This window comes from Burkholderia sp. Ax-1724, assembly GCF_011752995.1.
In the GTDB taxonomy this organism is placed as follows: Bacteria; Pseudomonadota; Gammaproteobacteria; order Burkholderiales; family Burkholderiaceae; genus Paraburkholderia.
The window spans coordinates 237,670-248,959 of record NZ_VWWL01000007.1; the positions used below are offsets into that span (position 1 = coordinate 237,670).

Below are 11,290 nucleotides of genomic sequence, written 5' to 3' on the forward strand. Positions count from 1 at the left end.
AAACGCAAAAGCCTGCACAGGGTTCATGTGCAGGCTTTTTTTCGCTTCGCGCCGCAGGCCGCGCGAGGGCGGCATGGCCTCGCGTTTCAGGCGGCCGTCATTTCACTTCGGCTGCATGCGAATCGCGCCGTCCAGACGGATCACTTCGCCGTTCAGCATCGGGTTGTCGAAGATCTGCTTGGCGAGCATCGCGTATTCCGCCGGCTTACCGAGGCGCGGCGGGAACGGCACCATCGCACCGAGCGCGTCCTGTACTTCCTGCGGCATGCCGAGCAGCATTGGCGTTTCGAAGATGCCGGGCGCAATCGTCATGACGCGAATGCCATTGCGTGACAGGTCGCGCGCGATCGGCAGCGTCATGCCGACCACGCCGCCCTTCGACGCGGCGTAGGCCGCCTGGCCGATCTGACCATCGTACGCGGCGACCGACGCTGTGCTGATGATCACACCGCGCTCGCCATACGCGTTCGGTTCGTTCTTCGACATCTGCATTGCCGCGAGCCGGATCATGTTGAACGTGCCGACCAGGTTGATCGAGATCGTGCGCGCGAACAGATCGAGCGGATGCGCGCCATCCTTGCCGACGGTTTTCGCGGCCGGCGCGACGCCCGCGCAATTGACGAGACCGCGCAGCGTGCCGAGTTTGGCCGCGGCTTCGACGGCCTGCGTCGCGTCCTCTTCGCGGCTCACGTCGCATTTGACGAACACGCCGCCGAGTTCCGCCGCGAGCGCTTCGCCCGCGTCCACGTTGAGGTCGGCGAGCGCGACCTTGCCGCCGTTTTCGGCGATGAGGCGCGCGGTAGCGGCGCCGAGACCCGATGCACCGCCGGTGATCAGGAATGCGTTGTCACGAATTTCCATGTCTTCTCCTTTGCTGCGGTTACTCAGTGCTGTTTCGATCGAGTCTGGGTTCGCCGACCGATTGTAGCGGTTGTGCTGCGATGCAAAAGGCTAGCGCGTCCGTGTGACGCTATGCCTTCTCCCGGCAAAAGTCGGTCGCGTCCCGAGCGGCGCGCATCAATGAAAAACCCGCCGGAATAGGCGGGTTTTTCGTCGAACGCAGGCGGCGGACGGCGTGCTTACTTGAGCGCGTCGAACGCGCGGGCGCGGATTTCGTCGACGCTGCCGAGGCCCGAAATGCGGCGGTATTGCGGTGCCTTCAACTGGGTCGAGGCGTCGCCGTGATTGGCCCAGTCGTTGTAGTAGTCGATCAGCGGCTTGGTTTGCGACTCGTACACTTCGAGGCGCTTCTTGACCGTTTCTTCCTTGTCGTCGTCGCGCTGGATCAGCGGCTCGCCGGTCACGTCGTCGATACCTTCGACCTTCGGCGGATTGAACTTGACGTGATACGTGCGGCCCGAGGCCGGATGCGAGCGGCGGCCGCTCATGCGCTCGATGATCTCGTCGAACGGCACGTCGATTTCCAGCACGTAGTCGATCGCGACGCCGGCCTGCTTCATGGCCTCGGCTTGCGGAATCGTGCGCGGGAAACCGTCGAACAGATAGCCGTTCGCGCAGTCCGGCTGTTGCAGACGCTCTTTCACGAGGTTGATGATGAGTTCGTCCGTGACGAGCTCGCCCGCGTCCATGAAGCGCTTCGCTTCGAGACCGAGCGGCGTGCCTGCCTTGACGGCCGCGCGCAGCATGTCGCCGGTGGAAATTTGCGGAATGCCGAATTTTTCCTTGATGAAGTTTGCCTGAGTGCCCTTGCCCGCGCCCGGTGCACCCAACAGGATCAAACGCATGTGATATCTCCAGATCTATGTGAATTCTTTGGTGACGCGGCAACTATCCCGGCGACGCTGACTCTCCGAAGGGCTCGCATCGGCTGGCCGTTGCGCGTTTCGCGCTGCACGTCGAAAACGACGGCGCTGCGGAAGGCAACGGTGCGATCGGGACAACCCTGGGTGTCGCCTGTTATGGGGGCACGCACAACCGTCCGATTATGCCATGGCTTCCCGCGCTCAAGACCCGAATAAAGTCCGCACGCGCGCGAGATCGGCGGGGGTATCGACACCCGGCAGCGGCACGTCGTGCGTGACGAGCACGGCGATGCGCTCGCCGTGCCACATCGCGCGCAACTGTTCGAGCGCTTCGGCCTGTTCGATCGGCGAGATCGCGAGACTCGGGTACGTGCGCAGGAATTTCGCACGATAGGCATACAGGCCGATATGCCGGTACACGACCGCGGGGGCGGGCGGCGCGGGCATCGACGCGACGTTCGGCCAGTGCGGCTGCCATGCGTCGCGCGCCCACGGAATCGGCGCGCGCGAGAAGTACAGCGCGACGCCGCGCGCATCGGGCACGACCTTGACGACGTTCGGATTGAAGATTTCGGCGGGGTCGCTGATCGGATGCGCGGCCGTGGCGATCGCGCAGCCGTTCGAGGCCGCGAGATGCGCGGCGACACCATGCACGAGCGCGGGGTCGATCAGCGGCTCGTCGCCCTGCACGTTGACGACGATCGTGTCGTCGCTCCAGCCGAAGCGCGTCGCCACTTCCGCGAGACGGTCCGTGCCCGACGGATGATCGGCGCGCGTGAGCACCGCGTCGAAGCCGTGAGCGTGCGCCGCGTCGAGCACGTCCTGCGCATCCGATGCGATCAGCACCTGCTGTGCACCCGACTCGCGCGCGCGTTCGGCGACCCGCACCACCATCGGCTTGCCGCCGATGTCGGCGAGCGGCTTGTTGGGCAGACGCGTCGAGGCGAGGCGGGCCGGCACGACGGCGATAAACGGATGAGTGGCGGTGTGGGTCATCGAATGAAAAGGCGGGCGGCGATAAAAGCGAGGGAAGCGGTTGCGCGCGCGGCGAGCCGCGGATTCGGGCTGAAACGACAAGCAGCGCTGAACGGCAAAACGGTGGAACGACGTGCGAATCTGCGGAAAGGCGGCGAACCGGCGGCTACGGGCGATGCGAAGAACTCGGCGAAACCGCGTGCCTCTCAACCGTGTACTGCCGCACTCGCCGCTTTGCTTCGGGCAACCGGATTCAGGCAACCGAACCCGGATTCAGATCGACCGGCGTGCCTTCCACGGTTTGCCGCGCTTCGTCGACGAGCATCACGGGGATGCCGTCGCGGATCGGATAGGCGAGCTTGTCCGCGTTGCAGATCAGTTCCTGCGCGGCGCGGTCGTAGCTGAGCGGGCCCTTGCAGATCGGGCAGACGAGGATTTCAAGCAGGCGAGCGTCCACGGACTTTCTCCACAACTAATGCAGTGAGGCGATGATCGAGCGCGGCTTCGACCGGGACTACCCAGATGCGCGCATCGTGCCAGGCCGCCAATTTTACCGCATCCTTTTCCGTAATCAGGATCGCATCGGCGTCGACGTCGGCGAACGGATTGCGCTCGAAGGCGTAGTGATCGGGCAGCGCGCGGGTCGCCGGCGCGAGGCCGGCCGCGCGCAGCGTCGCGAAAAAGCGCTCGGGCGCGCCGATGCCGGCCGCGGCCAGCACGCGCTGACCGGCGAATTGCGCGAGCGGCCGGCGCAGCGCGGGATTGTCGAGATGCCATGCGTCGGCCGGCGCGAGCTGCAGCGCGAACGTGTTGGGCCAGGCGGGCAGCGTGCGCGCGTACGGATCGTTAATGAGCGTCGCGTCGCGGCGGCGCGACAGCGGCTCGCGCAGCGGACCGGCCGGCAGCAGGAAACCGTTGCCGCCGAGCCGGTGATCGAACACGACCAGTTCGACGTCGCGCGCGAGCCGGTAATGCTGCAGACCATCGTCGCTGACGATCACGTCGACGTCGCGATGCGCGGCGCACAGCGCCTGCGCGGCCGCCACGCGATCCGGGCAGACCCACACCGGCGCGCTCGTGCGGCGCGCGATCAGCAGCGGCTCGTCGCCGCCGACGCTTGCGGAAGAGCCCGGCGTGACGGGTGTCGGTGTGCTCACGCGTGCGCCGTAGCCGCGCGAGACGACGCCGGGCGTGAAGCCCGCGGCGCGCAACGCCTCGACGAGCGCGATCACGGTCGGCGTCTTGCCGGTGCCGCCGACCGTGACGTTGCCGACCACGACCACCGGCACGCCAACGCGCACCGTTTTTAACCAGCCGAGCGAGAAGGCGGCACGGCGCGCAGCCGCGATCGCGCCGAACACGCAGGCGAACGGCGTGAGCGCCCATGCGAGCGGTCCGCGCTGCTGCCACTCGCGCGCGAGGCGCGCTTCGAGACGGTCGTTGAGTTCGCTCATGAGCCAGTGACGGACACGGCTTGCGCGCCGTACGCCGGACGAGGGCGGCGCGGCGACGCGAAGGCGTCATGCGCAATACGCGGGGTCTGCATCAACGCGGTTCTCCGGGCAATCGTGGTGAGGCGAAAAATGACGTGGCGGCAAGCGGCGTCTGTCGTGTCGTGTCGTGACGGCACGCCGCGACGGCCGGCATCGCCGCGTTCGCGGCGGGTTCGGCATGCCGCCGAACCCGCCACTCTAGCGCGCGGGCATCCCGCCCGGCAAGTCGCGCGGCGCGTGTTAAGCGTCTGCTCACGTCTTCTGCCGCGATCCGCAGCCTGTGGATAACTTTGTGGAGAACCAGCCTGCCGATTCGTGGAAAGCGCCGCTCCGTGCGCTCCGGATCGGCCTGCCCGGTCTTTATTGAGATATAAACGCCATATAAATCAATAGCATGCCTCGAATTCACATGTTGTGAAGAGGGTTCTGGCGGAATTCGTCAGGCCATTCCCGCCATGTGGACACTTTTAACAGTTTGGCGATCAGGCTGGACGCCGATGGCCGCTCGGTCTATCGTCTGTCCGGCCAGTCCTACTTATTCCTCGCATGAATTCCGAAAGCCCCTTTTCCTCGCCGGCGATGCCCGGCGGCGAGGTCGTCGTTGCCGTGTCCGCGCTCAATCGTGCGATCGGCACGATGCTCGAACGCTCGTTTCCGCTGGTCTGGGTGGCGGGCGAAGTGTCAAATTTCACGCGCGCCGCGAGCGGTCATTGGTATTTCTCGATCAAGGACGCGCAGGCGCAAATGCGCTGTGTGATGTTCCGCGGCCGCGCGCAGTACGCCGAATTCACGCCGCGTGAAGGCGACCGTATCGAGGTGCGCGCGCTCGTCACGATGTACGAGCCGCGCGGCGAGTTGCAACTGAACGTGGAAGCGGTGCGCCGCACGGGCCAGGGGCGTCTCTACGAAGCGTTTTTGCGGCTGAAGGCGCAGCTCGAAGCCGAGGGCCTCTTTGCGGCCGAACGCAAGCGCGCGTTGCCGGCGCATCCGCGCGCGATCGGCATCGTCACGTCGTTGCAGGCCGCCGCGCTGCGCGACGTGCTGACCACGCTGTCGCGCCGCGCGCCGCATATTCCGGTGATCGTTTATCCGGCGCCGGTGCAGGGCGCGGGCGTCAGCGCGAAGCTTGCCGCGATGGTCGAGGCGGCCGGCGCGCGGCGCGAGGTCGACGTGCTGATCGTGTGCCGCGGCGGCGGGTCGATCGAAGACCTGTGGGCCTTCAACGAAGAAGTGCTCGCGCGCGCGATCGCGGAAAGCGTGATTCCCGTCGTGAGCGGGGTCGGTCACGAAACCGATTTCACGATTGCCGATTTCGCCGCCGACGTGCGCGCGCCGACGCCGACCGGTGCCGCCGAACTCGTGAGTCCGCAGCGCGTGCTGCTGCTGCGCGAACTCGATCATCGGCATGCGACGCTCGCGCGCGCGTTCGGCCGCATGATGGAGCGGCGCGCGCAGCAGCTCGACTGGCTCTCGCGCCGGCTTGTGTCGCCGGCCGAACGGCTTGCGCGGCAGCGCGTGCATCTGCGGCAGTTGAGCGCGAGGCTTGCGTCGGCGGGTGCGCGTCCGGTGCGCGATGCGCGCGCGCGGTTTTCGCTGTTGCAGATGCGCTGGCAGCGCTGGCGTCCCGATCTCGCGGCCGAGCGCGTGCGGCTTGGCAATCTCGCGCAACGTTTGCACATGGCATGGTTACGCCAGCATGAACGTCAGCTTGCGCGGATCGATACGCTCGCCGCGCGGCTCGAAGTGCTGAGCCCGCAGCGCACGCTCGAACGCGGTTATGCGGCCGTGCTCGACGCGCAGAGCGGCCGCGCGATTCGCGCACCGTCTTCGTTGAAACCGGGGCGGCGTTTGACGATGCATCTCGCCGAAGGCTCGGCCGACATCGCGCTCGCCGATGTGCAGGCGCGTCTTGACGATGGCTTCTGATGTTTCACCCATGGGCGCGTGTCGCATCTTTTTTTGCTTTCCGGAAAGCAGGCACGCGCCGTGCGCATTCGCTGAGAAGGCTTTGCGCGCGGCATCTTCGGCATGCCCGGCATAAAGTCCGTTGGTTTGCGGGGTTATTCCAACTCGCCTACAATCGAGTGCTCGATAGCGTCATCCGCAGACTCCCCCCACAACAGATACAGACAGAAGGAAAGCACCATGGAACATACGCTCCCGCCGCTGCCGTTCGCGAAAAACGCGCTCGCACCGCATATGTCGGAAGAGACGCTCGAGTTTCACTATGGCAAGCATCACCAGACCTATGTGACCAACCTGAACAATCTGATCAAGGGCACGGAGTTCGAAAACCTGTCGCTCGAAGAGATCGTCAAGAAGTCGTCGGGCGGCATCTTCAACAACTCGGCGCAAATCTGGAATCACACGTTTTTCTGGAACAGCCTGTCGCCGCAAGGTGGCGGTGCGCCGACCGGTGCGCTCGCTGACGCGATCAACGCGAAGTGGGGGTCGTTCGACAAGTTCAAGGAAGAATTCACGAAGACCGCAGTCGGCACGTTCGGCTCGGGCTGGGCATGGCTCGTGAAGAAGGCTGACGGTTCGCTCGACCTCGTGTCGACCAGCAACGCCGCAACGCCGCTCACCACCGACGCAAAGCCGCTGCTGACGATCGACGTGTGGGAACACGCTTACTACATCGACTATCGTAACGCGCGTCCGAAGTTCGTCGAAGCATTCTGGAACATCGCCAACTGGGACTTCGCAGCGAAAAACTTCGCGTGAGATTGCCGGTTGCCGTGATCTGCCGTGCTTTCGTGGCACGAAGATCGCGATAGTCAAAACTGACTGTCGCGGTTGCGATGAGCGCGGTAGCGAATCAAGAAAGCCCTCCTGTGCGAGGGCTTTCTGTTTTTTTGCGGCGTGGTTTGGGGTTCTGCTTCGACAACGGCTGAATCGGCACGTCCTGTTATGTTGCCGGCGTGTGTCTTTTCCGCTGTTTTTGCGTAGAACATGGTTACAGTTGGTAACCGCGGTTTTGTGCTGACGACGTGAAATGGACGCGGAGAAGCGCTTGCGTTGCGTTGAGCCGCGCGCTGTTAACGAGGTGCTTGCCAGCCGCCTGTTAGCGGTTTTTTAGCCGCCCGAATCGGAGCTGCCCGACATCTGCCGATGCCGATGACCCCGGCCGCTACCCGTCGACGTTACCGAACTGGCTGGCGCGGGCGGTGGCGGCGGATGATTGATGTATTGAAAATTCTGCGCAATGGCGGCACTTGAAAACGTCGTGGCTGGTTGCTGAGGCGCGCTATCAGGCGCGCCCGGCGTGGACTGGGCGAAGGCGGGCGCCGCCCATGCGACGCAAGCTGCGCTCGCGGCAAGAATGAGCCGGTTCATTGAGGTATCCTTTGTTTCGACACGATGGGTGACCGCGTTGCCGTGCGAGCGTGCGGCGGGGTTCGTTTGACGCGAGTGTAGGCCGGTGCCCCGCATAATTTGATTGCCGATGCGCTTACAAGCATTACCTGCCATGACGCGCGCGATCATCGTGTTTTCGCGATGCGCACACCCAACCGGCGTGGCGCGGCGAAAAACTTTCTGTAACGAAGCAGTAACCACGGAATTTGGCGATTAGCCTAACGTTTGAATTCCAATTTCCTGAAGTGCACTACCATGACTTCCAACAATAAATCGATCGGCCTGGCCATCCCGGCGGCCGTTATCGCACTCGTACTCGGCGGTTGCGCCGTGGTACCACCGAGCGGTCCTAGCGTGGTCGCGCTGCCGCGTAGCGGCCAACCGCTCCAGCAGTTCCAGCAGGACGACTACGCATGCCGTGATTACGCGAATCGCTCAATCAATCCATCCGGCGCGGCGCAGGCTGCTACGACGAATGGCGTGAACAGCGCGGCGCTGGGCACGCTTGGCGGCGCGGCGATCGGCGCGCTGCTTGGCGCGGCGGCGGGCAATGCCGGTGCTGGAGCGGCGATCGGCGCGGGCAGTGGCTTGCTGATCGGCGGCGCGAACGGCGCGAATAGCGCCCAGTATTCGGCGGCCGGTCTGCAGGCGAGTTATGACGCGGCGTACGCTCAATGCATGACCTCCAAGGGCGACACGATTGCGCAACCGCAGCCGTACTATGCAGCGCCGCAACCGGTGTATGTCGCGCCTCGTCCTTATTACGCGCCGCCTCCGGTCATGTATTCGCCTTATCCGTACTATTGAGCATCGGAGCCCATGGGCGGTCAATCTGTGTGGATGGGCCTTGGTGTTCAGCGTTGCCGGGAGGTCGGGTCTTTTCGAGCAGGTGAGCGGGTTTGCCGGTTGCCGTAAAGATTTTATTGCTGGCGGAAACGTGCGAAATGAGGTCGGCGAGTTCCTGGCGAAGGCCGTGGGCTTGGATGGGATCGCGGTGAGCTATCGCCTGACATATCGCGGTATGTCAGGCGATATTGTTTTGCGGTCCTGCATGACTGGCAAGGTTATTGCCTTTTGACGGGTTATTGGGTCGTTGAGCCTTTCGGCCGTCGTGATTCGATACGCAGGGCAGGGCGGGCACTTTGGGTGGTACGAGCGGGTACGCGGACGCGTGCATGGCAAACCGTGTACCTGCTCAGCGACTGGGAGCGGATATGCCGTGGTGGTTTATTCCGTGCTCTCCGGCTTGTCCGCCGTTGTTGCCTTACGCGGACGACGGCCGCGTGCTGTTGTCTTGCGAGCCGTTTTCCTCGCAGCCACAGGCGCTTCTCCCTCGCTTCCCGGCGACGCAGAGGTCTCGGTCGGTGCGGCGATCTCGGGCACCTCGTCGATCGGTCGCGGCGTGCTCTTCTTCACCTTCTTCGCAGTTGTCTTGCGTGACGCGCGTTTTTTCGCGTTCTGTGGACGTTCGGGTTGGTCACCTTCGTCTTCCGGAGTGCTTTCGCCGCCAGTGACAGATTCCGTGCTCGCGTGTTCCGATGCTACTGAGGGCGTTTCGGGCTGCATTGCCGCGATTGCCACGAACTCGTTGGCGGACCGCAGCTGCTCATGCGTCTTGTCTTCCTGCGGCTCGGTGAGGATCACCAACTCGGTGACGGCCGGCCCGACCGCAGCGGATTCCTCAGAAACAACTTCTTGCTGGCCGCGACCCGTTTTGCGTTTGTTGCGGTCTTTGCGACGTGATTCGTGCTTGCCACCCGGTTCGCCAGTGTTGGTTTCCGCCGTCTGCGCCTTATAGGAGTGCTCAGCCGGCTCAGCTTCAACCGCCTCGCTCACGGTTTCCCCCGCGACAGTCGCTGCGGCGCTTCGATACACGTACGCGCCCGACTTCTCATCGCGGCCGAATTCAAGCAGCCCACGTGCCTGTGCTTCTTCCAGCAGATTGCCGAAAGCGCGAAAACCGTAGTACGTCTCGTTGAAATCCGGTTTGCGCCGCTTGATGGCGTTTTTCAGCACGGACGCCCAGATCTTGCCGCTGTCGCCTCGTTCGGAAGCGAGCGCATCGAAGGTTTGCACCGCAATTTCGACCGCCTTGCTGCGGCGTTTTTCCAGATCTTCCTTAGGTCGGGCTTTGTCCTCATCGGGCGCGCGTTTGGCGGTCTGCTGAGCACTCTGCTGCGGGCGCGACGATTCACGTCTTGCGACGGAGCGCTGGCTTTCACGCACGAGGTCGTCGTAAAAAAAGAACTCGTCGCAATTGGCAATCAGCAGATCCGATGTGGACTGCTGCACACCGACGCCGATCACCTGTTTGGCGTTCTCGCGCAGCTTCGACACCAATGGCGAAAAATCCGAATCGCCGCTGATGATGACGAACGTATTGACGTGCGATTTCGTGTAGCAGAGATCGAGTGCGTCGACCACGAGCCGGATGTCCGCGGAATTCTTGCCCGATTGACGCACGTGCGGGATCTCGATCAATTCGAAATTGGCTTCGTGCATCGCTCCTTTGAAACTCTTGTAGCGGTCCCAGTCGCAATAGGCTTTCTTGACGACGATGCTGCCTTTGAGCAGCAGGCGTTCGAGCACCAGCTTGATGTCGAATTTGTCGTACTTCGCGTCGCGCACGCCGAGCGCGACATTTTCGAAGTCGCAAAATAGCGCCATGCTGACGTTTTCGTTGGATGACGCCATGTATCTCTCCATTGAAGCGATCGTCGCAGTCGACGAATCGCGACATGATAGCGATTCCAGCGAAGGTGGGCAGCTTTTGTGGTCTGGTCGCACCGATTCGGGTAAAAAAAGCGCTTTGGGTCGCTACAAACGGCCGTTACCAATCAGTCCCGCTAAATGTTTTCGCTCTGAGTCGTGCCGCTCTGCGCATGCCTTGGCCCGCGAGTTTCCAGCACTTCATCGATTAATCCATATTGCCTCGCCTCGAGTGCCGACATGAAGTTGTCACGGTCGGTGTCGCGCGCGATTTCTTCGATGCTGCGGCCAGTGCGTTCCGCCATCATCGCGTTGAGGCGCGCGCGCGAATACAGCACCTCCTTTGCCTGAATCTCGATGTCCGCCGCGGTGCCCTGGCCGCCGCCGGACGGCTGGTGAATCATGATGCGCGCGTTCGGCAGCGCGTACCGCTTGCCACGTTGCCCCGCAGTGAGCAGGAACGTTCCCATGCTTGCGGTGAAGCCCGTGCACAGGGTCGAGACCGCGGGCTTGATGAACTGCATCGTGTCGTAAATCGCGAGACCGTCGTACACCGAACCGCCCGGCGAGTTGATGTAAAAAGAAATATCCTTGTCAGGGTTCTCGGATTCCAGAAACAGCAACTGCGCGACGATCAGACTGGCCGATTGCTCGTTCACCGGCCCGACCAGAAACACAATGCGCTCGCGCAGCAGACGGGAGTAAATATCGTACGCGCGTTCGCCGCGGCCGGACTGTTCGATTACCGTTGGCACGAGACTGGAAGCGGATGGGGGGCTGGAAGGCATGGAGTCCTCGTTACGCGTGACGTGACACATGGGTGGCGCCAGTGGTGAGTAGATGCGTGGGCGACGCTGGTTTGGAAACCGCGCGCTTCATGCACCGGTTGTTGCTCATATGACGAAGCGGCGACCCGCCGTGTGACAGGAATTTTTTTGTATGCCGCTGTCACATCGTCGAGCGCCCGGACGTCAAGCAAGGAATACCGGCGAT

Annotated in this window: 12 protein-coding genes; 4 read left to right on the plus strand and 8 right to left on the minus strand. The window is 63.3% G+C overall.

What is annotated here, in order from left to right:
- Positions 1-102: 102 nt before the first annotated feature.
- The 5 genes from F3J19_RS11575 to lpxK all read right to left on the minus strand — a co-directional run bounded on the left by F3J19_RS11575 (position 103) and on the right by lpxK (position 4,192).
- Positions 103-861 (minus strand): 3-hydroxyacyl-CoA dehydrogenase, encoded by a 759-nt coding sequence (locus tag F3J19_RS11575; protein WP_167041028.1) that lies wholly within the window; start codon positions 859-861, stop codon positions 103-105.
- Between the two features lie 218 nt (positions 862-1,079).
- Complete coding sequence (gene adk / locus F3J19_RS11580) at positions 1,080-1,745, minus strand: adenylate kinase (RefSeq protein ID WP_167041031.1); 666 nt, start codon at positions 1,743-1,745, stop codon at positions 1,080-1,082.
- Positions 1,746-1,964: 219 nt separating this feature from the next.
- The gene (gene kdsB / locus F3J19_RS11585; protein ID WP_167041034.1) at positions 1,965-2,759 is read right to left on the minus strand and encodes a 3-deoxy-manno-octulosonate cytidylyltransferase; all 795 of its coding nucleotides are present in this window, start codon (positions 2,757-2,759) and stop codon (positions 1,965-1,967) included.
- Between the two features lie 232 nt (positions 2,760-2,991).
- Positions 2,992-3,195 (minus strand): Trm112 family protein, encoded by a 204-nt coding sequence (locus F3J19_RS11590; RefSeq protein ID WP_007180583.1) that lies wholly within the window; start codon positions 3,193-3,195, stop codon positions 2,992-2,994.
- Positions 3,176-4,192 carry a tetraacyldisaccharide 4'-kinase gene (gene lpxK / locus F3J19_RS11595; protein ID WP_167041037.1) on the minus strand — a complete coding sequence of 339 codons (1,017 nt, stop codon included), beginning with the start codon at positions 4,190-4,192 and terminating at the stop codon, positions 3,176-3,178. The genes F3J19_RS11590 and lpxK overlap by 20 nt, the downstream gene beginning before the upstream one ends.
- 585 nt (positions 4,193-4,777) lie before the next feature.
- Between lpxK and xseA the strand changes: the two genes are divergently transcribed.
- The gene (xseA, locus tag F3J19_RS11600) at positions 4,778-6,157 is read left to right on the plus strand and encodes an exodeoxyribonuclease VII large subunit (RefSeq protein ID WP_167041040.1); all 1,380 of its coding nucleotides are present in this window, start codon (positions 4,778-4,780) and stop codon (positions 6,155-6,157) included.
- A gap of 219 nt (positions 6,158-6,376) precedes the next feature.
- Complete coding sequence (sodB, locus tag F3J19_RS11605) at positions 6,377-6,955, plus strand: superoxide dismutase [Fe] (protein ID WP_167041043.1); 579 nt, start codon at positions 6,377-6,379, stop codon at positions 6,953-6,955.
- A 351-nt stretch (positions 6,956-7,306) separates the two neighbouring features.
- Here the strand turns inward: sodB and F3J19_RS11610 are convergent, their stop codons facing one another.
- Entirely contained in the window at positions 7,307-7,567 is a 261-nt protein-coding gene (locus F3J19_RS11610) for a hypothetical protein (RefSeq protein WP_167041046.1), read from the minus strand.
- A gap of 276 nt (positions 7,568-7,843) precedes the next feature.
- On the opposite strand from F3J19_RS11610, the gene F3J19_RS11615 reads away from it, so the two are divergent.
- Positions 7,844-8,395 (plus strand): glycine zipper family protein, encoded by a 552-nt coding sequence (locus F3J19_RS11615; RefSeq protein WP_167041048.1) that lies wholly within the window; start codon positions 7,844-7,846, stop codon positions 8,393-8,395.
- A gap of 40 nt (positions 8,396-8,435) precedes the next feature.
- A complete protein-coding gene (locus F3J19_RS11620) occupies positions 8,436-8,666 on the plus strand; it encodes a hypothetical protein (protein WP_167041051.1) in 231 nt (76 codons plus the stop codon).
- Positions 8,667-8,815: 149 nt separating this feature from the next.
- On the opposite strand, the gene F3J19_RS11625 is transcribed toward F3J19_RS11620, so the two are convergent.
- The gene (locus F3J19_RS11625) at positions 8,816-10,282 is read right to left on the minus strand and encodes an NYN domain-containing protein (RefSeq protein ID WP_167041054.1); all 1,467 of its coding nucleotides are present in this window, start codon (positions 10,280-10,282) and stop codon (positions 8,816-8,818) included.
- Between the two features lie 152 nt (positions 10,283-10,434).
- Entirely contained in the window at positions 10,435-11,085 is a 651-nt protein-coding gene (clpP, locus tag F3J19_RS11630) for an ATP-dependent Clp endopeptidase proteolytic subunit ClpP (RefSeq protein ID WP_167041064.1), read from the minus strand.
- Between the last annotated feature and the right edge of the window lie 205 nt (positions 11,086-11,290).

Bases quoted from the DNA above. Each gene is read 5' to 3' on its own strand.
- F3J19_RS11575 (WP_167041028.1), bottom strand. From the start codon at position 861: ATGGAAATTCGTGACAACGCATTCCTGATCACCGGCGGTGCATCGGGT.
- adk (WP_167041031.1), bottom strand. From the start codon at position 1,745: ATGCGTTTGATCCTGTTGGGTGCACCGGGCGCGGGCAAGGGCACTCAG.
- kdsB (WP_167041034.1), bottom strand. From the start codon at position 2,759: ATGACCCACACCGCCACTCATCCGTTTATCGCCGTCGTGCCGGCCCGC.
- lpxK (WP_167041037.1), bottom strand. From the start codon at position 4,192: ATGAGCGAACTCAACGACCGTCTCGAAGCGCGCCTCGCGCGCGAGTGG.
- xseA (WP_167041040.1), top strand. From the start codon at position 4,778: ATGAATTCCGAAAGCCCCTTTTCCTCGCCGGCGATGCCCGGCGGCGAG.
- sodB (WP_167041043.1), top strand. From the start codon at position 6,377: ATGGAACATACGCTCCCGCCGCTGCCGTTCGCGAAAAACGCGCTCGCA.
- F3J19_RS11610 (WP_167041046.1), bottom strand. From the start codon at position 7,567: ATGAACCGGCTCATTCTTGCCGCGAGCGCAGCTTGCGTCGCATGGGCG.
- F3J19_RS11615 (WP_167041048.1), top strand. From the start codon at position 7,844: ATGACTTCCAACAATAAATCGATCGGCCTGGCCATCCCGGCGGCCGTT.
- F3J19_RS11625 (WP_167041054.1), bottom strand. From the start codon at position 10,282: ATGGCGTCATCCAACGAAAACGTCAGCATGGCGCTATTTTGCGACTTC.
- clpP (WP_167041064.1), bottom strand. From the start codon at position 11,085: ATGCCTTCCAGCCCCCCATCCGCTTCCAGTCTCGTGCCAACGGTAATC.